Consider the following 23887-nt stretch of genomic DNA (forward strand, 5'->3'; position numbering starts at 1 on the left):
AGCTGCTTCATTACTGCACTGCTCAAGAACTATTTTCTAAAACATTGGCTTCATGACTTATTTGCGGCAGTGTTGCACTTAATTTGATAATTCAGGCTTTTTATTAAAAAAAGAGTTGGGTATTTTACCCAGCTCCTTAAATCTATCACAAATAGTAATATTTTTTCACTATATTATGTTAATTAACAATTTTTACTCAATTTCTTTCTTACCGGTATATAGCTCATAGTAATAACCCCTTTGAGCCAGCAATTGTTTATGATTACCTTTTTCAATAATATGACCATGGTCAAGTACCATAATCAAATCAGAGTTAACAATCGTAGATAGACGGTGCGCAATTACGAAACTGGTTCTACCAGCAAGCAAGTTATCCATACCTGCCTGAACCAACTTCTCAGTCTGCGTATCAATACTTGAGGTGGCCTCATCGAGAATCATTACCGGTTCATCGGCAATCATTGCTCTCGCGATACTGAGTAATTGCATCTGCCCTTGAGACAAATCCCCACCTTCACCATCGATTACGGTTTGATAACCTTCATCAAGGTGGTGGATAAATTCATCAGCGTGTGACAAATGAGCCGCCTGGTAGACGTCGTCATCACTTGCCTCCGGATTACCAAAACGGATATTATCCATAACGGTACCGGTAAACATGTGCGTATCCTGTAAAACGATGGAAAGCGAGTGCCGCAGGTCATCCTTCTTAATCCTATTGATCGGGATACCATCATAAGTGATCGTTCCTGAATCAATTTCATAAAAACGGTTAAGCATGTTAGAAATAGTGGTCTTACCAGCACCGGTTTGACCAACTAGAGCTACCTTCTCTCCAGGTTTGGCATCAAGTGAAATATTATACAGGATCTGCTTATCTGGTGAATAGCTAAAGTTGACATTGTCAAAAACAATGTGCCCCTTAACCGTTACTTGTTTGATTGAACCATCTTTTTGCGGTACATTCCAGTGCCAGGCACCCTTAACACTTTGATTCTTAGAAATAGTGATGTCACCACTATCAACTTCAGATGGCTCATCTTCTAGGTCAAAGATTCTCTTAGCACCGGCTAAAGCCATAACAATTGAGTTCAACTGTTGTGATATTTGAGCAATCGGTTGGGTAAATTGCTTTGATAATTGGAGAAAGGCCCCAATAACACCTAAGGACAATGGTGCCCAACCTTCAATTGCAACGGCTCCGCCAAGAACAGCGATAATAACATAAAGTAAGTTACCTAAATTACCCATGATTGGGAATAGGATCGTGGAGTAGGTATTGGCTTTACCAGAGGCTTGACGCAAAGCTTCATTATACTTATTAAAATTAGCTTTGGCATCGGGTTCATGACTAAAAACCTTAATAACTTTCAAACCATTGAGCATTTCTTCATTATAACCATTGACTTGCCCCAATTCTCTTTGTTGAGATTGGAAGTAGTGGCTTGATCTGGTTGTTAAGAAACGGACAATCCCCAGTGACAATGCAAAAATTATCATTGAGAAAATAGTCAGTTGCCAACTTAAACTAAACATGGCAATTATGACGAAGAATAAGTTCAATGCGGAATTCATAAATTGCGGGATAGACTGTGAGATCATCTGCATCAAAGTATCAATATCGTTGGTATAACGACTCATGATATCGCCATAATCGTTTTGATCAAAGTATGAAATTGGTAATGTCTCCATATGGGTAAACATTTCATTACGAACACGGTACTGAACCTTTTGTGCTAAAACACCCATTAACATTGTAAAGAAGTAGTTGGAAATAAAGCCGATGGCATAAATACCAAACATTACCTCAATAGCGGTGAGAAGTGGACCATAGTTAGGATGCGCTTCCTTAGTTAACGGCATAATATAATCATTAATCAGCCGCTCAATAAAGAGTGAACCAGTAACTGCAGAACCAGCTGCTAATACAATCGCAATCATGGAAGTGATGAGCATCCATGGACTAGTGCTGTTTACCAGCTTAAGCAGACGCCACAGAGTGGCTCCACGCTTACCTCGCATGTTATCATTCTTAGTTTTTGCTGCTTTATCCAAACTGCTCACCTACTTTCCCTGTTCTTCTTGGAACTTAGCAATTGAACTGTAAAGATCATTACGCTTCATCAATTCATCATGTGTACCAATATCCTGAATCTTACCATCATTCATAACGATAATTCTATTTGCATCTTTAATTGAAACGATTCGTTGAGAAATAATGATCTTCGTTGTATTAGGCATATCACGTGCCAAAGCTTGGCGAATTTGCCGTTCAGTATCGGTATCAACAGCGGAGGTAGAATCATCAAGAATTAAAATCTTAGGATTCTTCAATAATGCACGAGCAATGGTAATTCTTTGCTTTTGTCCACCAGAAACATTGTTCCCGCCTTGTTCAACCATCGTATTATATTGATCAGGCATTTCACGAATAAAATCATCCGCATGGGCAATTTTAGCAGCTGCCACAATTTGGTCATCAGTTGCGTTTTCATTGCCCCACTTCAGATTGTCCTTGATTGTTCCTGAGAATAAAACATTATTTTGCAAAACCATGGCAACATTGTCACGCAAAGTCTTTAGATCATAAGATTTAACGTTGTGACCAGCTACACGGACAGCTCCAGAGGTTACATCATATAGACGCGGAATCATGGAAACTAAAGTTGACTTCGATGATCCGGTTTTACCAATTATTCCGATCGTTTCACCTGGCCGAATATCCAAATTAATATCATTTAAGGCTAAGTCTTTATCAGCAGGATCATATTTAAAGTTAACGTGGTCAAAGACAACTTCACCATTAGTTAATTGCTTAAGGGGCTTTCTTGGATTCTTAATCGTAGGCTTTTCATTAATTACGTCAGCAATACGTCTGCCACTAGCACTAGAAACAACCAATTGGGTGGTGATCATAGCTAAAATATTCAAACTAAATAAAACTGAGTTTGAATAGGTAAACATTGAAATCAGTTGACCCGTTTGTAACGTTCCACCAACAACTTCATGTGCACCAAACCAGCAAATTGCTAAGTTTGAAATATTCAAAATTGCCACAACAACAAATGCATCTAATGACAAAATCTTTTGGACAGCAGCGAACAACTTATAAATAAAGCCGGAAGCTTTTTTAAATTTCTTAACCTGCGGTTTTTCTTGCACGTAAGTCTTGACTTCACGAATCCCACGAACATTTTCACGAACTACTTGATTCATTTTATCGTAGCCCCTGAAAACTTTAGGGAAGTATGGGTATGCCCACTTAATAATCAAAGTTAACAAAATAGCAAAAACTGGTGCAATTACGGCAAAGATAATCGATAAACGCGGACTAATAACCACAGACATGATTACAGAAATAATTAACATCATTGGGGCTCTAACCGCAATTCTGATCAACATTTGGTAAGCCATCTGAACGTTATTAACATCCGTGGTCATACGAGTAACTAAACTGGAACTTGAAAACTTATCAATGTTTTCAAAAGAATAGTCTTGGATATTGTAGAACATATCTTTACGTAAATTAGAAGCAAAACCAGCGGCAGCGTGTGCGGATACGTAACTGGCACTACCACCCAAACATAAAGAAATAAGAGTGACAATTAAAAGCAAAACTCCCCATTTATTAATATAGGCGAGGTTACCCTTCATTATTCCTTTGTCAATCAAAATACCGACAAAATACGGGATCAGCATTTCAATTAAAGCTTCACCAATAACAAATAATGGTGATAGCAACGACAAATTTTTATATTGACGAATTGATTTGCGTAATGTATTGACCAAATTAGACCTCCTTCTTTTTTAAACAATAACAATACAGTCTTTTATGTGTATAAAAACTTTAAAAAAGGATAAATAGGATTTCTCACCTATTTATCCCTTTTTTAATAACTGATTATTCAGTATATACCTATTTTTAGTAAGAAGCACATCATTTGCGTCGAGGATTGGCATTAAATGTAGACCCGACAATATGATGATATCTTCTAAACAACCAACGAATACCATAAGCTACAACAGCAATAACAAGGTTAACCATTCCTGGAAGAACCGGGTTGATAACACGTAAGCCTGGAAGTGAGAGTACCCAAATCCAAACAAATAACACGGCTAATATTCCGACCATTCCTAAAATCAATTTAGCCCACGGAGTCTTTCCTTTCTTGCCAGAAGCAGCGGGAGCGATCCAATCATTGTACTTAGTCATAAATACTCCCATCAAGGCACCAACACTGATTAAAGTGAGGATACCCATTTGTGAGTTGTAGGTTTGCTTCCCATTTTGGAACAAACCAATTATGCCGTACAAACCAACGAAAATCGCTATATAGAGCAGTGCGCTGTCAACTACAACTTGCCAAAACGGTATGTCGCCCAGCTTCTTCTTTTTCGGGCTTAACATGTCTGCCGCCTTTAATTTAGGTGATTGCATGTAAAGTCCATTAGCAGGTTGACCGCGGTGTTGGGCAATAATAATTTCTACTAAAAGTGCATCTACTTTTGCTTTGGCATCGCTAGCACTTAAATGCCCTTGTGACTCTATCTCTTTTTGTAAACGGTAAACATAATCTGAATTCTTGTTACTCAGTTTACTTCTGAGTTCTTCAGGACCCATATGCTTAAGCTGATCATCCTTATCCTCAGCAGATACTTTATTCTTTAATTTTTCTTGTTTATTAACGTCAATTTTAGAAGTATCTTCTGCGTTTCCAGCTACCGTTTGCTTTTTATCTTTATTTTCTTCAGCCATTCTAACCCCTAAACGTTAAATCTAAATTGAATAATGTCGCCATCTTGAACCTCATAATCCTTGCCTTCAAGGCGAAGCTTCCCAGCCTCTTTAACCTTTGCCATAGTTTCATACTTATCTAAGTCTGTATATGAAACTACTTCGGCACGAATAAAGCCACGCTCAAAATCAGAGTGAATAATACCAGCAACTTGTGGGGCCTTCATTCCCTTATGGAACGTCCATGCACGGGTTTCAGGACCACCAGCCGTAAAGAAAGTTCTTAAGCCTAAGATGTGGTAAGCTGCCCGAATCAAACGGTTCAAGCCAGGCTCCTTAACACCTTCTGCTTCTAAGAATTCTTGTTTGTCTTTATCGTCTAACCCGGCAATCTCCTCTTCGGCTGCAGCAGAAATACCTAAACATTCAGCGCCTTCACTATCGGCGTGTTTCTTAACAATTTGGTAGTACTTATCCTTTTCAGGATCAGCCATTGAATCCTCGGCAATATTTGCAACGTAAATAACAGGTTTAGCAGTTAAAAGGAACAAGCCCTTAACAATCTTTTGTTCATCTTTATTAAACTTGATTGAACGAACTGCCTTACCGTCTTCCAAAACCGGCTTGATTTTTTGCAAAACTGCGTATTCAGCTTTAGCATCTTTATCATTTTGCTGAGCGGTCTTTTTAACCTTATTAATGCGGCGGTTAACAGCATCAAGGTCAGAGATGGCTAATTCCAAGTTAATGGTGTTGATGTCTTCTTCGGGATCAACTTTACCGGTAACGGAGGTAATATTACCGTCGTCAAAGGCACGAACAACGTGAATAATTGCATCTGTTTGACGAATATTTTCCAAGAACTTGTTACCAAGTCCTTCACCCTTTGAGGCACCTTTTACCAATCCGGCAATATCAGTAAATTCAAAAGTAGTGTGAACTATCTTCTTAGCAGGAATTAATTCTTGAATTCTTGTAAGACGTTTATCTGGTACTTCAACCATTCCCACATTTGGTTCAATCGTAGCAAATGGATAGTTGGCCATCTCAGCACCAGCTTTTGTAATCGCATTGAACAAAGTTGACTTACCAACGTTAGGCAAACCTACAATCCCAGCAGTTAATGACATTTTTATCCTCTTTTTCTTTTAATTAATATTCTTAGTTACCTAGTTTTATTTTAAGCAAAATCTGGCCGAATGATATGATCTTTCGGAACATAAAACTTCTTTTTTACGTTTACCGGATCATTTGCTTTAGTTAAAACCTTCTTTAACTTATGTGTAAATTCAGCACGCGGCATCATCACAATGCGACCACAACCCATACATTTAAGTCGAATATCTGCACCCACACGTAAGATTTCCCAATCATTTGTTTTACAAACATGGGGCTTTTTCATTTGCACAGTATCAGCCAAACCATATGCATCATTTTTATTCATCAAGATCAACACCTAAAATATCAAGTATTTTATTCAATTCATCAACTGAACCGAAATTAATGGAAAGGTGACCCTTCCCCTTCTTAGTCTCAGAAATGTTAACACTAGAACCAAATTTATTAGAAAGCTGACTTTCGCTAGCCCGAATGAAGGCAGACTTATGAGTGGTCTTCTTACGCGGCTTTTTGGCATTAAGTGAAGAAATGAGTGCCTCAACTTTACGGACAGGCATCCCTTCCTTAACAACCTTCTTAGCTACTTCATCAATCTTATCCTTATCCTTAAGGCCGAGTAACGTTCTGGCTTGACCCATTGAAAGGTCACCGTGTTGCAAAAGATGCTTGGTTTTATTAGGCAAAGTAAGCAGACGCAAATAATTGGCAATGTATGGACGAGATTTTCCCATCCGTTTAGAAACTTCCTCTTGGGTCAAACCCAAATTCTTTTGTAGCATTTCATAAGCTTGTGCTTCTTCAAGCGGGGTTAAATCTTCCCGCTGCAAGTTTTCTAGTACTGCCACTTCCATCATTTGACTCTCATCAAAATTACGGATAATAGCAGGGATGGTCTTCTTTTTGGCCATCTTCGAAGCACGAAAACGTCTTTCACCAGCGATAATTTCGTAACCATTAACCGATTTACGAATAATAATGGGCTGAAAAACACCATTTTCCTTAATAGAATCAGACAATTCTTTTAAACTCTTATCATCAAAATTCTTTCTTGGTTGATAAGGGTTGGGGCGAATCTCACTTAGAGAAATATCCTGAATTTCTTCATCATTATTCTCAACTTGGGGTTCATCCTCAAATAATGCCTCAATACCGCGGCCTAAGCCGCCCTTCTTCTTTGTTTTTTTATTTTTGGAGTCTCTTGTCATGATTCTTTAACACCTCTTTTGCTAAATCATCGTAAACCTCTGCACCGCGTGAGTTGGGAGCATATTCCGTGATCGGCTGCCCATAACTCGGTGCCTCAGCCAGTTTAGTGATTCTTGGAATAATTGTTTTATAAACTTTTTTGTCAAAATAAGATTGAACTTCCTTAACAACTTCCGCACCCAAGTTAGTTCTTGAGTCTAGCATCGTTAAGAGAACACCTTCAACGCCAAGGTCCTTATTAAAGTGCTTTTGTACCAACCGAATAGTATTTAAGAGCTGGCTAAGACCCTCCATAGCATAATACTCACTTTGAACCGGAATTAAAATTGAATCTGATGCTGTGAAAGCATTAATAGAAAGTTGTCCTAAAGACGGTGGACAATCAATAAAAATAAAATCATAGTCATTGCTAACAGCATCCAAGGCCGACTTAAGACGAGTTTCACGTGCCATCATACTGATTAGTTCAGTTTCCGCACCGGATAAGTTAATCGTGGCTGGTACAAGGTCTAGCCTTTTAGTTGAAGTATGGAGGATTGTATCCTTCAAAGGAATTTCATCAATCAAAACATTATAAATATCTTGTTTGATTGAAGATTTTTCAATTCCTAAACCAGAGGTGGCGTTACCTTGCGGGTCAATATCAACAATTAAAACCCGGTAACCACGATTGGCAATCGAAGCTGACAAGTTAATGGTAGTTGTGGTCTTACCAACTCCACCTTTCTGGTTAGCAACCGAAATTACACTCACCATATTTTCCATGACCTCCTACTTCCTTTTCAATTCAATAGTAATTACGTAATCGTTAGGATCATGATTTTCCTCAACGTTTACTTTGATCCCAGATTCTTTGGCTAACTTAACGGCCCGCTTAATCGTATTGATTTGAACCTTTAAGTCCTTAGGCATGCGGTTAACCACACGCTTTTTTTGTTCAGTTTTACCTTTATTCTTAGCTTTGCGTGCTTTTTTAGTAAAATAACCGTCGACGTCTTTGGCTATATCTTCAGTTTCTTTAACGTTCAAATTGTTAGCTAAGATTTCATCTAAAACCCGGCCTTGATCCTGCTCACTGAGGCCAACCAAAGCCCGGCCATGCCGAGCAGAAATTTGTCCGCTAGCCAGATAACTTTGCACCTTCGGACTCAACTTTAAAAGTCGTAATTTATTAGCCACGTAAGATTGAGACTTACCAATGTTTTTGGCTAAACTAACTTGGGTCAAACCGTTTAGCTTCATTAAATTATTATAGGCTTCCGCTTCGTCAATTGGATTCAAATTTTCTCTTTGTAAGTTTTCAATTAATGCAAGTGAGGCAGCCTGGTCATCACTCATATTATTGACAATTGCCGGAATCGTTTCCCAATCCAGGCGTTGAGCCGCACGATAACGCCGTTCACCCGCAATAATTTCATAGCCGTCGCCCTTTTCACGGACAACAATCGGCTGGAGTAAACCATCTTTATCAAGAGTTGAAGCTAGTTCTCTAATAGAAGCATCAGAAAACTCTCGTCTTGGTTGGTTAGGATTAGCCTTAATCTTGGCTAACTCAATGTCCTGAATTTGTTTATCTTTAGGAATTTCATCATGATGTCGAAAAGCAGAAAATAATGACATATTTGACCCTCCTATTAATGTATTGGTTTCCGGTGTGGTGTCCCTGCCTGCCGTGGATATTTCTTAGGTGTTAATTTATCTTTTTGGACAAGAATCAAAGTGCGTTCTTCATCGCTATCTGGTAAAGTTAACGCCTTAGAAGAGACGACCTTACCACCTAACACAGCAAGTGCTTTTTGGCTGTCTTTCAATTCATCCTCAGCTTTCGGACCCTTAAGCACAATAAAGTAACCTCCTTTTTTAACAAGGGGCAAACAATATTCACTTAATATTGGCATTTTAGCAACTGCACGAGCCGTAACAATATCAAACTTCTCTCGGTACAATTTGTTTTGGCCGACATCTTCGGCGCGACCATGAACCAAAGTCACATCTTGTAAATTCAATTCAGCGATTAACCCCTTCAAAAAAGTTAGCCGCTTAGCTAATGAATCAACGATTGTTACCCTTAAAGTTGGTTGCAAAATTTTGAGTGGTAATGATGGAAAGCCCGCACCAGAACCAACATCACATAAGGTAGCATTTTCTTTAAAAACTTTTTTAAAGGTAAATAATGGAGTGAGGCTATCAAAGAAATGTTTCAAATAAACATCGTCTTCCTCAGTTATTCTCGTGAGGTTGACGTGTTCATTCGCTGTAAGCAAATCTTTAAAATAAAGTTTAAATTGTTTCTTTTGTTCGTCAGTTAATCTAAAATTATATTTTGATAATTCTTGGACAAATTGTTCAGGATTCATTTTTCACCCGTGAAACCTTGTTTCACACCCTATAAATTTAACTCTTAAAAAAGCTTATTGTAAAGCTAAACCATCTCTACAATTATGAAGTATTTTACCGAAATCGTCAAAGGCTAGAGACCAGAAAATAGGCTATAATAGAGCGCAAAGGAGATAAAAATATGATTGTTACTTTAATTGTTTTAGCTTACTTAGCCTTAGAAACATACCAAGGCTATAGAACTGGCTTTACCAGGTTAATTATCAATTTGATTTTTGCGGCAATAGTTTTTATCATTGCAATTTTTCTGCAAAATCCATTCGGTAACTGGCTATATATGCAAATAACAGGCCAGCATATTCAAACTAATTTAACAACTGGTACCAATTTAATGTTGTTCAGGTTTCTAGCCTTCTTCATTATTTTCTTTGTTGGCAAAATGGTTGTTAAACTCTTTAAGGGCTGGCTTCCAACTAAAAATCCCCATGCAAAAAGCTTCGGAAATGTATTAGACGGTGTTTTAGGAGCAATCGTGTCCTTTGTAGCCAGCTATTTCTTCGTTTACATTATCCTTTCAATGTTAAACGCTCTGCAAAATCCTTGGTTCATGCAGCAAACCATCGATTCATCCTTCTTACGCTTCATCATTTACAGCACACCTGGACTTTCTAACGGGATGTTTAATAGTATCTTTAATATTAGTAGAACAGCTGCTTAAAAACAAAATAAACAATAATAAAAGGTCTGACGCTTAAAAAAACGTCAAACCTTTTTCACTATTAATTTTTAAAATTATCGTATTTAATCCGATCATCATTATAAACAAAAACTGCACCAATCCGGTCAGGATTTTTATCCCAACCTTTGATTGGCTTGCCTGCAAAAAACAGCCGCTTGCATTCAATTTCTGCTTCAACTGAATCCTTGGTAAAAGTCGTCACTCCAGCCAAATCTGTTTTAACCGGATAACCAGTTCTAGGATCAATTATATGATGGTATTTATGACCATCAACAACTAAATACCTTTCATAAGTTCCACTAGTAACAGCAGAACATTTCGGTACCATAACAGATGTAAGGTTATCACCACGGGGTTCTTTAGGATCTTGAACACCGATGATCCATTTACCATTAACCCGTTTAGGTGAATCGCCAACGAGCAAAATATTGCCACCTAAATTGATGATCCCGGAATCTACGCCATAAGCATACCACAGGTCACGAATTCGATCGGCAATCCAACCCTTAGCGATTCCGCCTAGGTCAAGCTCCATTCCTTTTTGCGTCAAAAAGACCGCTTGATCTTGGTCATTCAATTCAACATTATAAGGATCAGTTAAGATCATCTTTTCCTGAATCTGATCATCACTTGGAACGTGGGCACCCTTAAAACCAATATGCCAAAGCTTAACTACCGGACCGATCAAAGCATTAAAGCCAAAATTTTCTTGGCTTTCTCTTACGGCTAATTTAACCAAGTCATAGGTGCCACTTGAAACCTGAACTGCATGGTCTCCTGCCGCATGATTAATATCCATTACCTCTGATTCATCCCGGTTAACCGTGAGCAAATCTTCATAGTGATCGATTAAATCAAACGACTTTTGAATAATATAATTCTTCTTGGTCCCAAAAATTTGTAAAGTAATTGTTGTCCCTAAAGCATGGTGTTTTCCAACTGCCTGTTTAAGTGCTAAATCTTTAATCATTTTATTATCCATTTTTATTTTTCTAAATATAATTCACGTAGAGCATCACGCAACTCAGGGGTGACATCAAGCTCTTCTCTAATGTACTTATCCAAACCACCAAATTCTTCATCAATAGTGATTAGCGCAGTATCCAAAAAGGCATCGGAGACCGAACCCAAGATTCGCATATTGGCACGAAAATAAATGTTTTCTCCACTTTTCTTAAAAGCAGCATCCCTGTCAGCACGGTAATCATTCAGCATATAATTCGAGTACAAATAATCTTGCCGAATTGTCTCCATATTCACACCCAAAATATACAAGATAAGCATGGTTACCACACCGGTACGATCTTTGCCTTCAGAACAATGATAGAGTACGGCTCCATCTTTAGTATCAGCTAGCAATTCCAAAATTTTATGAAAACTATGTTGAGCATGCGGCTTTTCAACGTGAGAGCGGTAACGGTGACACATCATCCTAAAGCCGGCATACTGGTCACGCCGATACCTTGCAAAAGTAGCAGTGACGTTACTGCTGCCACCTTTAGTATTATCCTCAATTGAAACCGGGATATCGAAATGCTCAACGCCAGGCAATTCCTCATCGGTACACTTTTTACATTCTGCTGGCGAACGTAAATCTATTATCTTTTTCACGCCATAATTAAGCAAAAAATGCTCATCATGTTTACTTAAGCCATTAATTTTACCCGTTCTAAGCAAACGGTGTGATTTTATTTTACGACCATTAAAGCCAATATACCCACCCAAATCACGCGGATTACGGACTGTCTTCAATGGCAAAACAACTGGATTAGACATTTATTCATCCCCTTCATGCACCAAAATAACCGGATAGGAATCCTATCCGGTTATTTTACTCCCTGCTATACAAACTAGCAAAGGTTATTTGTTTGCTTGTTTAACAAAGTTAAAGAAGTTATCCATCATACCATCTAATTGCTTAATATAAGTATCATTCGTTAGATCGCCAGTTTCCTTATCAAAGTTGCTTGCTGCGTTGCCAAATAAGATTTCGTTACCCGGTAAAACATTTGCACTCATATCTGGTGAAAGTAAAATCTCACGGATATCTTCTTGAGCACGACTAGCACCTTGGGTACCATATGAAGTACCAACTACAGCTACTGGCTTCATCTTCATTACATTAGGGCCAGCATGTGAACCTAGCCATTCAAGTGCACTTTTAAGTGAAGATGGAATAGAATGATTATATTCTGGTGTAGCTATAATAAGACCATCAGCACTTTTTATGTCTTTAACCCATTGTTTAATAGAATCATCGGCCATATCAGTTCTGCTGAAGGGTGTTAATTTATCAATTTCTTTCACTTCAATGTCAGCTTTATCACCATAACGCTTGGCAATAAATCTTGCCAAAAAACGATTATATGAAAAAGGTGCATTTGTACCAACAATTGCTAATATTTTCATTCTTGACCCCTCCTATTTAGAAATTTCTGAGTACCAATTGTCAACTTCGTCAAAGAAGTGGTCTAAGAATTTTACAGTATCTTCATCAACCAAGTTACCATCTTTATCAAATTGCTTATATGCTATACCCATCATAAACTCATCATCATTAAATACCTTAGCACTAAATCCAGGAGCACTTAATAAAGTTTTTAAACGAGTTTGTGAACGAGCTGCGCCTTGAGGAAGTGGTGAAGTTGACACAATAACAACTGGTTTATTGTGGAATGGGTGAACTGCACTTGATAACCATTCAAGAGCACTTCTTAATGCACTAGTTACTGAGTGTTGTTGTTCCGGAGAACCAATTAGTACTAAATCGGCTTTTTCAATCTCTGTACCAAGTGATAAAACTTCAGCGGGTGCTTCGACACCTTCTTTAAACATTGGTAATCCTTTAACAGTTACCAATTTAAAATCATATTTATCACCATAACGCTTAGTAATATATTTTAACAATGCTTCATTAAATGAATTTTTGGCATTTGAGCCAGATAATGCAAGGATCTTCATAAAATCCCACCTTTCAAACTTTGATATCTCAATATCTAAGTTAATTATATCCTATAAAGGATTTTTAGTTGATTTCTATGCTTCTGCTTTTTATTAATAAGGTAAATCTTCATTTGCAAATAATGGTGATTCATTAACCCTAGATTTAGCAAGCCAATCATTAAGCATCGCATCATGAATTTGTGCATTCAGTACATTAATAATCTGTTCTTGACTAAATCTAGCAATTTTATTAACTACCAAGGCAGCCATTCCAGCAGTGGTAATCCAGTTAGCAATAACAATACCACGAATCCGTTCATCACTGTAATCAGTATTAGGATATTGTGCTTTAAATTTTTCAATTCCCAATTCCATTAAAGTATCAGAAATAATTTTACTGCCAAATTTACCATCAACAAACATTGCCTTAAACAAATTTACATACTTTTCAGCAAAATAAATGTAAGATAAATCTAAATCAATCAAAGGTTTCCCAGTGTACTTTTTTTGTAAAGTATCAGTCCTTAATTCATGTGAAATTCTCTTAAGAACTTGATTACGTAATTCAGACATACTCTTAAATTCAAGGTATAAAGGCTGTGTAGAAAAATGCCCAGCCTTAGCAATACTACGAGCAGTTAAACTTTCAATACCATCTTTAACCGCCATTCTATAAGCAACATCTAGAATTTTACTTTTGCTAATTTCTTTCTTTCTTGCCATTTTGGTAATCCTTAATCAAAACTAATAAATATACTTCTCCAAGTAAATGTTATTTTTTCTACTTATTAATGATATATCGTCAAAATGACAAATGCAAGAATTAAATAACAAATTTTACAGTCTTTTTTGTCTTTTAAGAATCCGCTTCAACTATTTATTATTCAAGAATTGGTCATAATTTGAAGATATCATTTCAATAACTTCTTTTTTGCTCAAACCTTGGGCAGCACAAAAAGAAAAAAAGGCAGCGGATAAAATATAGCCGCGTTCACGATCATCAGTTAAGTTTTTTGAGAATTTCATGTTGATCCTGTGATTTTTATAATCGGTTGACAATTGAATTGCTTTATCTTCTGGTTCTTCGTCCATATTAATACCTCATTAAATATAAATTTTAAGTTACAATAATTATAAACCAAGTGTAGAAAGTGTGAAATTATATGAATACAAAGATTGGTCGCTCATCATGTACTTCCATCTTAATTGGTAAAAAGGCATCCTTATCCGCTAGTGTAATCATTGGTCGCAACGAAGATGCTAAGACCGCCTGGCCGAAACATTTAGCATTTAACAAATACGAAGCAAATAATAAAAATAACCACTTTAAATCCAAAGATAATAAGTTTGAAATGGACCTACCGCGCGAAAAATATGCTTATTCCTCTACGCCTGAATGGACCGATAAGTACGGTATTTTCGAAGAAGATGGCATCAACCAATACCACGTTGCTATGAGTGCAACTGAAAGCGCCTATGCAAACGATCGAGTTATAGCAGCCGATCCTTTTAATACTAAAAGCGGTATTCTGGAAGAAGCTATGGTTACTGTCGTCCTGCCTTACATTAAAAACGCTCGCGATGGCGTGCAAAGGTTAGGCAAAATCATAGAAAAGCATGGTGCAGCCGAAGCAGATGGTATTTTATTTGCTGACCGTGATGAAGCTTGGTACATGGAAATTGGATCTGGTCATTATTGGGTAGCGCAACGCATCCCTGATGACTCATACGCTGTGGCCGCCAACCAATTAGCCATTCAAGAAATTAACTTTAATGATTCAGACAATTTCATGTTTACAAATGGATTAAAAGATTTTGTCTATGAGAATCATCTATGGCCTAAAAATAAAACATTTATTTGGCGAGAAATTTTTGGTACGCATAATGATAGTGATTTGCATTACAACACACCGCGAGTTTGGTCTGGACAACGTCTACTTACCCCATCGGTAAAGCAAGAACCGCAAAATTTTGACCTTCCATTTATTAGAAAGCCGGATAAACCAATCTCCATCCAAGATGCGCAGGCCGTTCTAAGTAATCACTATGAAAACACACCGTATGACTTAACTAATAAGAAAAATAAAGAGCAGCCAGCCTTCCGGCCAATCTCAGTTGCAACTACCCAAGAATCACATTTATTGGAATTAAATGGTGAGGATATGACCCATTGGCTCGCTATGGGTGTTGCAGCTCAAAGTGTTTATATCCCGTTTTACCCACAAGGTACGAAAGTTCCTAATATGTGGAAGAACGGCAAAGAAACTTACAGCCCAAACTCTGCTTACTGGATTTTCAAGTTAGCTTCCACCTTAGTTGACCGTGATTGGGGTAAATACGGTACTGATTTGGGCAACGCTCAGGATGAAGCCAAAGAAAAAGTGCTGCACCTACGTTATCAATATGACCAAAAATTGGCTAATGAAAAAAATAAAACAAAAAGAACTGCTTTAGTTGATGAAGCGAACGCCAAAATGGCTAAAACTGCAACAGATATTTTTAAAGATTTGTCAGCCAAATTAATTACTAAGCAAACAGCTGATTCACCTTTAAGCTTCAAGATGGATCCTGATTTATAAAAATAAATCTAATCATTTTTAACAATACATAAAAACCATTCCTAAAATAAAGGAATGGTTTTTGTGTGGCATCTATTTTGCTGAAAAGTACATTAAATTCTACAAAACTACAAAAATGTTAATTTAATTTATACAGATTTATAAATTTGTTGAGATATAAATTTTCAAGTCATAAAAAAGAGTGATCACTGTGATCACTCAAACAGCATGCTACGTAGTAAGTAACCAACTTACTACTACACGCTTTTGCGACATTATGGAAATTACTTCTAATTTACTTGTTACTAAGGTAAGCAACCAAATTTTTAATAGCCCTTAGAAAAACTATTAGATCATTAATTGAATTGCTAAAAGAATTGTAACAAATATGGCAGCCCAATTAAATGGGCTGCTTTTTTAAACAAGCAATAGTATTCTTATTTGTTTATTCGGAATCTACAAGTAAATTAAAATATAAAAAAGACGGTCAAATGACCGCCTAGAGTATGTTTCCGTAGCAAATGATCATTTTGTCACTACACATCTTTTGACTAAATGTCTCATGCTAGCATACATTGTTCCCAATTAATATTATAACATGATAAAATTAGATTACACATTTTTTGATGTGTATTATCTCAAGAAGTCCGATCAACTTCTATGAAGGAGGTGTATAAAATGCCTCATATAGCAACATTGCTCCTAATCTATTTGTTATTAAAACAAACTACCCAACTTTTAAAAGTCTTAAAAAAGTTTTAAAAGAATTGGTTGAATTGTTTAAAAATATCTAGATTAATGGCAGCTCATTTAATTGAGCTGCTTTTTTAGTTCTCTTTCAAAGATTTTAGTTCGTTTAATCTGCATTTAGATGATCAATCCAGTTTTTAAAATCTTTTAATGAACCAATATTAGTTACTTCACCACTTTTAGCTTCTTTTTTAGCCTTTAAGGCCTCCGGTGAATCTAGAAAGTTAACTAATTGCACCTCATTATTTGCTGCTTTAACCAAAGATAGACGCATATACTCAGAAATCGTAAGTCCCTGTTTAGCTAAATTAGCTTTAGCACGTTTATCAATATCAGAAGTTACGCGGGTCGATACAGTTTTATCTTTAATTGTAAAATTTCTCATTTAAATCAACCTTTTCTAGAAAGTTTACAATCGTACTACAAATATTATAATTAATTATATTGCTAAAGCAATTTTAATATACATGTTTTATCCATATGAATAATATCTGTAATACTTTGTTAGTTCCTATGACTACCAATAAATCTAAATAAAAGCATTTTTAACAATACATAAAAAGTACCAATCCTGCCACCATAGTGTACAGAATTGGTACTTTTAATTTTGATATATTATTACCTTACTAAAAACATAATTACTATTTCTTTTTAGCCATTTTACCATCCATCATGTTGTAGATGTGGTCTGCATATTGTTCTAGCCGTGGATCGTGAGTAACTAACATAACTGCCTTTTCGTGTGATTTAGCTAGATCCTTAAACAATTTGCCAACCTCTTCAACATTTTTACTGTCTAAAGAAGCTGTTGGCTCATCTGCTAGCAATATTTCTGGATTAGCATACAATGCACGAGCAATCGCTACACGCTGTTGCTGACCACCAGATAATTCATTTGGATACTTTTTAACTAAATCAGTAATACCCAATTGCTTAAGTAAATCGGTCAATTCTTCCTTACTCAGATTGCCTTGCTTTTTGACTTTATCAACTAATTGAAATTGTTCTTGCACATTTAAAAACGGTACTAAATTATAAGCCTGTAAAACAAAACCAACTTTATTCAAACGTAAGTTGTTACTCTGCTTTGCAGAAAGTTTTGTAATATCTTTACCGTTAATTGAAACAAGGCCAGAGCTTGGTTTCTGTAAAGAACCAGCAATTGTTAAAAACGTACTTTTACCAGCACCAGATGGTCCCATAATAAGGACTACTTCACCTTTATTTGCTTGAAAGTTAACGTCTTTTAAAGCCTTAACTTGTGCTGAACCTGTTCCAAAAACTTTTGTTACATCTTTTAATTCAATAACTGCCATACTTATTCACCTATTGCCTTTGCTGGATCGACTTTCAATATTGATCTTATTGGGATTAAACTGCCAATTATACCTGTCAGTAACATTCCAACTGAACCAATAATCATAATGCTTGGGGTAAAGCTCATTGGTACAGCTGCAGGTAAGAGCATTGCGGTAATCCACATAACGATTAAACCGAGTATTACACCGACTGCAACCAAGATAATTGATTGACTAATAGTTGCACCAACTAGAGTCTTGCTTGGAATACCTTGTGCACGCATTACGGCAAAGTTGTGCATCTTTTGCATAGTTAAAATATACAAGAAGACGGCAATAATAATAAGAGAAATTACAAACAAGAACCCAATCATCAATTCAAAGGTCATATTTTGTGCGGTATGACCAGGTAATTTTTGGATAAACTGCTTAACTGGATAAGTCTTGGCATTTCCATGGTTATATTTGTAACCATTTGTGCGGGAAATAATAGCTGATGCTTGAACATCTGGCATCCCTTGTCGCAACTTCTTCCAAGTAGTCATAGAACCATAAATGATCGGCGCAATATTGATCTTGGCATTCTTAACAAAACCAACAATCTTATATTTCTTCTTTGAACCATTTAATTCTAACTTGTCACCAATCTTATAACCTTTGACTTTGAAATCTTGATCAACAGTTACTTCATTATTCTTAGTGGCTTTCTTACCAGAAACCAGTTCCAAGTTCTTATAAATAAATTGGCTTTTCTTAACACCTAGGAATTGAGATGAAACTGATGGCCGCTTTTTGTGTTTTGCGACTACAGCATTTTCACCTACTAAGGCTTCATTACTACCAATGTCAGCCTTTTTCAAATCCGTCTTAGTCAAAGTTGACTGGTTCATGCTTACATTCGCATTTTTATTTAAAACTACTTCTTGAGTATTCCAAGATTTGATTGCTTGGGTGTTTTCGCTAGCCAACCCAACGGCCAATGACGACAACATGAAAATCAAGTAGCTGACTAAGAAAATCATTAAAATGATTAAGCCATAACGCAACTTTTCCCGTTTAATTTCTTTTATTGCTAAAAACATTAATCTGTCCCCTTTTTCAAAATTTCAAGACTTTTTTTAAAACGAAGCAATTCTTTCTTTTCATCATCAGGATCAGAAAGGACTTCCCCGATAACCTCGTGACTGAGCACCATGGCACTCCATAACTCAGGACTCATATTAAGTAAGCCCTGCGCGTTACTATAAGTAGCTGGCAAATCAGTTTCATTATGAGTCACGTGCAATTTTATCAACGACTCATATTTACTATGTGAAGTCTTATCAAGAAAACTTAACACACGATCATAAAAAACCTGCGGATCATATTTTTCTGTTGGGCTCATATCCGAATGAATCTCTTTAATCGCAATTCGGAAAAGGTAGCAATATGCATCCGTTAAGTCATTAAAATACTTATAGAAAGCACCACGAGCAATTCCTGCATCTTTCACAATGCGTGCAACTTGTGCATCTTTCAAAGTATGATGGCTAAATTCATTGAGTAAGGCAGCAGTCACGCGGTCTTTTTTCTCTTTAGGTAAATTTTTAAAAGTTGCTTTAACCATCGTTAATTTTCATCTCCTTTTATGACGCCGTGTCACTTTATGTAATTATAATAATTTAATAGTGACACCGTGTCAACTATTAAGCTTAAAAAAATACAGTGAGAAGAAAATTCTGCACTGTACTTCCTTATTTACCAAGCAGCCAATCAACAACATACTTAACCTGAATACCATCAACCGTACCTTGATCAAGCATGTTTAGTGTTAATACTACTTTTTTATAACCATCAGGAATGAAACGTAAATTATCCGTTTCCCGTTTACTATCATCAGGCAATCTCAATGTAACCTGATAATAAATGATTTCATTCCCTTTCCTAGCCACAAAATCAATTTCTTTATCATCATATTGTCCTACATCAACTTGATAGCCACGATTAAGTAATTCAATATAAACTATATTTTCAAGCTGATGACCAAAATTATCTTGGGGAGATTTATTAATAAAAGTATTGCGCAAACCGGTGTCTACAATATAAAATTTATCCTTTGAATTTAAAATTTTACGGCCACGCAAATCATATCTTTTAGCACGATAAAAAATAAAAGCCCGCTCTAACAAAGATAAATATGTACTCAAAGTAGGAATAGAAATTGGATTCCCGTTCGACTTCATTGTATTAGCCATTTTTCTGAGTGAAATAATATTACCGACTTCACTCATTAAATAATCAACGATCTTAGTAATAGCACTTTCATCACGAATATTTCCACGGATAATAACATCATGCAAGATAACAGAATCAATAATCCCCTGCTTAATTGATTGCTTGACATCTTCATCATTAGTTAAAGAAACAAGCGGAAAGCCGCCATCTTTCACATAATCAAGGAAAAGATTATACGCTGTTTCAGGACTACCTTTATGAAAAGTAAAGTATTCTTTAAACGATAAAGGAAAAACGTGCAATTCAACGTACCTGCCAGCCAATAAAGTTGCTAAATCTCCTGAAAGTAATGAACCATTAGAGCCTGTAATATAAATATCGCAGTCTAAATCTACACGAAAAGCATTAATGGCTTCCTGCCAAGAATCTACATGTTGAATCTCATCAAAAAATAAATATTGTTTGCCTTTACCTTTATGATCCATAACATATTGGTACAAAGAATCTGCATCCTTAATTTTACGAAAAGCAAACGATTCAAAATTAATCGAAATTATATTATTAGGAGCAATTCCATCTTCCTTTTTCAATTTAGCGATGAACATCTTCATAATAAAAGTTTTCCCAGATCTTCGAATACCTGTAATCACCTTAATTTGTTCATTATCTTTAAATTTTTCTAAGAAATTCATGTAATGTGGTCTTGAAATTAACATACAGCCACTTCCCTGCCATTAGCAATCACCTTTTTCTTATATTATAAATTATATTTTATTCTTTACCAAATTACGTAATTTATTAAAATATGTTTTACTATTTTCTGATATTTCTTATTTTATAAAACATACTTTATCATTTTGACAAATATAGCAAGTTATTAAAATACGTTTTACATAATAAAAATGCATGGAAAAAATTTCTCCATGCATTTCTATATCTTATTCTTTTGTTAACTCATACAAAACTTTGTTGTAATAAACCATTCGTGGGCTTCTATTATGATAATTGAATTTTACCAAAGCACAATTACGAATAGTTTCAAAGTTATTCATATTACCATTGGTTAGATAATGGGCAGCCATCATCCTAATCAAAGTGCCATGACAGAATACTAAAATTTTACTATTAGGATATCTATCTGCCATATCACGTAGGAATTGGCCACAACGCTGATTCAATTCTTCAAAAGTTTCACCATTAGGAGCGTACTTAATATAACTCTGGCCAACTTGACCCCAAGAATCGATGGCGTCAGGATACTTTTTCTCTATTTTGGCTACAGGCTGACCATCCCATTCACCAAAGTCAATTTCTTTCAAACGATCATCTATAATGATATCGTTTCGATCATGTGTAAAAATTTCTGCAGTTTCAAGTGCACGCTTAAGCGGACTTGAATAAATTACATCGAATTTTTTAGAATTAAAATTACTACCTGCTTTTTCTGCTTCTTCTCTACCTACGCCATTTAAAATCTCATTAGTAGAAGAGCCTTGAATACAGCCACTTCTATTTAAATCGGTTTGACCATGACGAACAAAAATTATCTCCATAAAACGACCTCTCTTTTTAAGTAAGCATTTCTATTGTAATATTTCACAAATAGTCTTTAAAACAAAAAGCAGTATTTTTATGGTTACGTTATTTAAAATGGCACGAGCAGAAAGCGATATCTTTACGTCTATGCCAATACCTTATTGTAGTATTTCAAACGCGGTGTATTACGGCGATAATAAAATTTAACCAGAGCACAATTGTCAATCGTATCAAAACGATCCATATCACCGTTAGCTAAATAATGGGCAGCCATCATTCTGATTAGCCGGCCATGGCAGACTACCAAAACTTTACCATTAGGGTACTTCTTAGCCATTTCATCTAAAAATTCGCCACAGCGCTGATCTAAATGCTCATAACTTTCACCGTGTGGTGCATATTTAATGTAGCTTTTTGCTACCTTACCCCACGGATCAACGGTATCTGGATACTTACTTTTTAATTCATCTAAAGGCAAACCATCCCATTCACCAAAATCAAATTCTATAAGGCGTTTATCTAAAATGATATCTTTTTTGCCCTTAGTAAAAATTTTGGCAGTTTCGACTGCGCGATTAAGCGGACTAGAATAAACTACATTAAATTTAGTTGAATCAAAATTCTTAGCAGCCTTTTCCGCGTATTTTCGTCCCTCTTCATTCAGACTTTGATTAACACTAGCACCCTGAATACAGTTGCTTTTATTTAAGTCAGTTTGTCCATGACGGACAAAAACAATTTCCATGAAATAAACCTCTCTTTTTTAATAACCATTCTATTTTACTATTCACTAAATAATCTTTTCAATTTCTTAAGCTATTTTGCATAGAATCTTTACTTATTAATCCCAAAAAAGTTTACAATAAGATAAGTAGACCAATTAAAGGAGAAAGACAAATATGGGACGGATAACAATTAAACGAGACGGCCTAACTCTTGTAGGAGACCGTGAAGAACCCTTTGGTGAAATATATGATATGGCAATTTTGATGCATGGCTTCACAGCAAACAGAAATACCGCTTTATTAAGGCAGATTGCTGATAACTTACGTAATGAAAATGTAGCCAGCGTCCGCTTTGACTTTAATGGTCATGGCGATTCTGATGGTGCGATTGAAGACATGACCGTTCCCAATGAAATCGAAGATGCTAAAGCAGTTCTCTCATACGTAAGAACCGACCCCCACGTACGTAATATCTTCTTAGTCGGTCATTCTCAAGGCGGTGTTGTTGCCTCCATGTTAGCCGGACTTTATCCAGATATAATTAAAAAAGTAACTTTAATGGCACCAGCTGCTTCATTAAAAGATGACGCACTGAAAGGCAGCACAGAAGGAGCAGATTATGATCCTAATCATATTCCTACTGTTATCCCCGTTAATGGTAAAAAGATAGGCGGTTTTTATATAAGAACCGCCCAGATCTTGCCAATCTACGATATTTCCCGCCGCTTTAATAAGGAAGTTTTGATTATCACCGGCAGTAATGACCAAGTTGTTGATCCAAAGTATTCAAAAAAATATGATGAGATTTATGACAACAGTAAATTGGATATAATCAAAAATGCCGACCATAGCTTTACTGGTAAATATAAGAATATTGCTGCTAAAACAGTCAGTGATTTCTTAAAGCCATTGTTTTAACGCTTCTTAAAATCGAAGTTAGTTCTGAAAACATAATGTGTGGCTGAACTAATATCGGGGTCAAATTTAAATTCAAAATCATGGAAGTCCTGCAAATCTGCGGGATTTTTTATTTGCTCTTCTGCCATAAAACGTACCATTTCACCACGAGCCATTTTGGCATGAGTCGCAATTGTACGCCATTTATCCCGCTTTTTTTCTTGAAAATCAACGGTGATCATTTTGCGCTTTTCATTTAAATATGGTGTAACCGTCTTCGAATATTCTTTAGAAGCTAAATTAATCACCGTATCATCTTCTTTAAATAAAGATTCAGCAATTAAATTATCCCAAAAATGATATAAACTATAATCTTTAAAGCCAACCATTTTAGTCCGCATTTCAAGTCGGTATGGGCAGACACCATCAAAAGGCCTAAGTACACCATAAAAGCCTGAAAGTACCCGCAAATTTTTCTGAATATATTTAAGAGCAGGTGTGGTAAACAAATCTGGCGTCATATATTGGTATTGAATACCAGAAAAAGATAAAATTGCTGGCGTTAACCGCTCATCCAGATTCATATTCTTTAGTTGCAAACGGCTGGCCTTTACCACTCGGTCGCTTGCATCCCAAATTTCTTTTAGCTGGTCATAATTACGGCTTTTTAGAAATTTCTCTAATATTCTAGTTCTATTCAAAAACTCCGGTTTAGACTGAACCGGAAAAGATTCTTGGTCAACTTTCATCTTTTTTGCTGGAGCAATAATAATTTTCATCTTTCGTATTTTCCACCTTTTAGGTTAAACTTAACTAGTAATATGTATAAG

Annotated in this window: 26 protein-coding genes; 3 read left to right on the top strand and 23 right to left on the bottom strand. The window is 36.1% G+C overall.

The genetic code is table 11. The features are described 5' to 3' along the window. Positions 1-192: 192 nt before the first annotated feature. The 9 genes from FC77_RS02960 to rsmG form a co-directional block, all read right to left on the bottom strand. Positions 193-2022 carry an ABC transporter ATP-binding protein gene (locus FC77_RS02960; protein ID WP_056970093.1) on the bottom strand — a complete coding sequence of 610 codons (1830 nt, stop codon included), beginning with the start codon at positions 2020-2022 and terminating at the stop codon, positions 193-195. 42 nt (positions 2023-2064) lie between these two features. Then, positions 2065-3789 carry an ABC transporter ATP-binding protein gene (locus FC77_RS02965; RefSeq protein WP_056970062.1) on the bottom strand — a complete coding sequence of 575 codons (1725 nt, stop codon included), beginning with the start codon at positions 3787-3789 and terminating at the stop codon, positions 2065-2067. A gap of 148 nt (positions 3790-3937) precedes the next feature. Then, a complete protein-coding gene (locus FC77_RS02970) occupies positions 3938-4756 on the bottom strand; it encodes a DUF1129 family protein (RefSeq protein WP_056970063.1) in 819 nt (272 codons plus the stop codon). Positions 4757-4764: 8 nt separating this feature from the next. Continuing rightward, a complete protein-coding gene (ychF, locus tag FC77_RS02975) occupies positions 4765-5865 on the bottom strand; it encodes a redox-regulated ATPase YchF (protein WP_056970064.1) in 1101 nt (366 codons plus the stop codon). A 50-nt stretch (positions 5866-5915) separates the two neighbouring features. Next, positions 5916-6179 carry a DUF951 domain-containing protein gene (locus FC77_RS02980; RefSeq protein WP_056970065.1) on the bottom strand — a complete coding sequence of 88 codons (264 nt, stop codon included), beginning with the start codon at positions 6177-6179 and terminating at the stop codon, positions 5916-5918. Further along, on the bottom strand, positions 6172-7059 hold the full coding sequence (locus FC77_RS02985) for a ParB/RepB/Spo0J family partition protein (protein WP_056970066.1): 888 nt from the start codon (positions 7057-7059) through the stop codon (positions 6172-6174). The genes FC77_RS02980 and FC77_RS02985 overlap by 8 nt, the downstream gene beginning before the upstream one ends. Further along, the gene (locus FC77_RS02990) at positions 7037-7816 is read right to left on the bottom strand and encodes a ParA family protein (RefSeq protein WP_056970067.1); all 780 of its coding nucleotides are present in this window, start codon (positions 7814-7816) and stop codon (positions 7037-7039) included. Before FC77_RS02990 ends, FC77_RS02985 begins: the two co-directional genes overlap by 23 nt. 15 nt (positions 7817-7831) lie before the next feature. Continuing rightward, on the bottom strand, positions 7832-8680 hold the full coding sequence (gene noc / locus FC77_RS02995; RefSeq protein ID WP_056970068.1) for a nucleoid occlusion protein: 849 nt from the start codon (positions 8678-8680) through the stop codon (positions 7832-7834). A gap of 14 nt (positions 8681-8694) precedes the next feature. Continuing rightward, positions 8695-9417: a 16S rRNA (guanine(527)-N(7))-methyltransferase RsmG gene (gene rsmG, locus FC77_RS03000; RefSeq protein WP_056970069.1), complete on the bottom strand. Its 723-nt coding sequence runs from the start codon at positions 9415-9417 to the stop codon at positions 8695-8697. Between the two features lie 161 nt (positions 9418-9578). Between rsmG and FC77_RS03005 the strand changes: the two genes are divergently transcribed. Next, positions 9579-10115 carry a CvpA family protein gene (locus tag FC77_RS03005; RefSeq protein WP_054681544.1) on the top strand — a complete coding sequence of 179 codons (537 nt, stop codon included), beginning with the start codon at positions 9579-9581 and terminating at the stop codon, positions 10113-10115. A 61-nt stretch (positions 10116-10176) separates the two neighbouring features. Here FC77_RS03005 and FC77_RS03010 read toward each other — a convergent pair whose 3' ends face one another. The 6 genes from FC77_RS03010 to FC77_RS03035 all read right to left on the bottom strand — a co-directional run bounded on the left by FC77_RS03010 (position 10177) and on the right by FC77_RS03035 (position 14171). Further along, positions 10177-11106, bottom strand: coding sequence for an FAD:protein FMN transferase (locus FC77_RS03010; RefSeq protein WP_056970094.1), 930 nt, complete (start codon positions 11104-11106; stop codon positions 10177-10179). 14 nt (positions 11107-11120) lie between these two features. Then, entirely contained in the window at positions 11121-11912 is a 792-nt protein-coding gene (locus FC77_RS03015) for a tyrosine-protein phosphatase (RefSeq protein WP_056970070.1), read from the bottom strand. An 84-nt stretch (positions 11913-11996) separates the two neighbouring features. Next, on the bottom strand, positions 11997-12545 hold the full coding sequence (locus tag FC77_RS03020) for an NADPH-dependent FMN reductase (protein ID WP_056970071.1): 549 nt from the start codon (positions 12543-12545) through the stop codon (positions 11997-11999). A gap of 12 nt (positions 12546-12557) precedes the next feature. Then, a complete protein-coding gene (locus tag FC77_RS03025; RefSeq protein ID WP_054681546.1) occupies positions 12558-13097 on the bottom strand; it encodes an NADPH-dependent FMN reductase in 540 nt (179 codons plus the stop codon). A gap of 93 nt (positions 13098-13190) precedes the next feature. Beyond that, positions 13191-13802 carry a TetR/AcrR family transcriptional regulator gene (locus FC77_RS03030; RefSeq protein ID WP_056970072.1) on the bottom strand — a complete coding sequence of 204 codons (612 nt, stop codon included), beginning with the start codon at positions 13800-13802 and terminating at the stop codon, positions 13191-13193. A gap of 150 nt (positions 13803-13952) precedes the next feature. After that, the gene (locus tag FC77_RS03035; RefSeq protein ID WP_056970073.1) at positions 13953-14171 is read right to left on the bottom strand and encodes a hypothetical protein; all 219 of its coding nucleotides are present in this window, start codon (positions 14169-14171) and stop codon (positions 13953-13955) included. Positions 14172-14242: 71 nt separating this feature from the next. Here FC77_RS03035 and FC77_RS03040 point away from each other — a divergent pair, with 71 nt between their 5' ends. Continuing rightward, on the top strand, positions 14243-15658 hold the full coding sequence (locus FC77_RS03040) for a C69 family dipeptidase (RefSeq protein ID WP_056970074.1): 1416 nt from the start codon (positions 14243-14245) through the stop codon (positions 15656-15658). Between the two features lie 835 nt (positions 15659-16493). On the opposite strand, the gene FC77_RS03045 is transcribed toward FC77_RS03040, so the two are convergent. The 7 genes from FC77_RS03045 to FC77_RS03075 all read right to left on the bottom strand — a co-directional run bounded on the left by FC77_RS03045 (position 16494) and on the right by FC77_RS03075 (position 22180). Continuing rightward, positions 16494-16772 carry a type II toxin-antitoxin system RelB/DinJ family antitoxin gene (locus tag FC77_RS03045; protein ID WP_056970075.1) on the bottom strand — a complete coding sequence of 93 codons (279 nt, stop codon included), beginning with the start codon at positions 16770-16772 and terminating at the stop codon, positions 16494-16496. 256 nt (positions 16773-17028) lie between these two features. Then, on the bottom strand, positions 17029-17703 hold the full coding sequence (locus FC77_RS03050) for an ABC transporter ATP-binding protein (protein ID WP_054681548.1): 675 nt from the start codon (positions 17701-17703) through the stop codon (positions 17029-17031). Between the two features lie 2 nt (positions 17704-17705). Beyond that, positions 17706-18767, bottom strand: coding sequence for an ABC transporter permease (locus FC77_RS03055; protein ID WP_056970076.1), 1062 nt, complete (start codon positions 18765-18767; stop codon positions 17706-17708). Further along, on the bottom strand, positions 18767-19291 hold the full coding sequence (locus tag FC77_RS03060; RefSeq protein ID WP_056970077.1) for a TetR/AcrR family transcriptional regulator: 525 nt from the start codon (positions 19289-19291) through the stop codon (positions 18767-18769). The genes FC77_RS03055 and FC77_RS03060 overlap by 1 nt, the downstream gene beginning before the upstream one ends. Positions 19292-19418: 127 nt before the next feature. After that, positions 19419-20615, bottom strand: coding sequence for an ATP-binding protein (locus tag FC77_RS03065; RefSeq protein ID WP_056970078.1), 1197 nt, complete (start codon positions 20613-20615; stop codon positions 19419-19421). A gap of 222 nt (positions 20616-20837) precedes the next feature. Beyond that, entirely contained in the window at positions 20838-21452 is a 615-nt protein-coding gene (locus FC77_RS03070; RefSeq protein ID WP_056970079.1) for a histidine phosphatase family protein, read from the bottom strand. 128 nt (positions 21453-21580) lie between these two features. After that, positions 21581-22180, bottom strand: a complete 600-nt coding sequence (locus tag FC77_RS03075; RefSeq protein ID WP_056970080.1) for a histidine phosphatase family protein — start codon at positions 22178-22180, stop codon at positions 21581-21583. A 154-nt stretch (positions 22181-22334) separates the two neighbouring features. On the opposite strand from FC77_RS03075, the gene FC77_RS03080 reads away from it, so the two are divergent. Continuing rightward, the gene (locus FC77_RS03080) at positions 22335-23078 is read left to right on the top strand and encodes an alpha/beta hydrolase (RefSeq protein WP_056970081.1); all 744 of its coding nucleotides are present in this window, start codon (positions 22335-22337) and stop codon (positions 23076-23078) included. Here FC77_RS03080 and yaaA read toward each other — a convergent pair. Beyond that, positions 23075-23836, bottom strand: a complete 762-nt coding sequence (yaaA, locus tag FC77_RS03085; RefSeq protein WP_056970082.1) for a peroxide stress protein YaaA — start codon at positions 23834-23836, stop codon at positions 23075-23077. The genes FC77_RS03080 and yaaA overlap by 4 nt on opposite strands. Between the last annotated feature and the right edge of the window lie 51 nt (positions 23837-23887).

The organism is Lactobacillus acetotolerans DSM 20749 = JCM 3825 (genome assembly GCF_001436775.1).
GTDB lineage: Bacteria > Bacillota > Bacilli > Lactobacillales > Lactobacillaceae > Lactobacillus > Lactobacillus acetotolerans.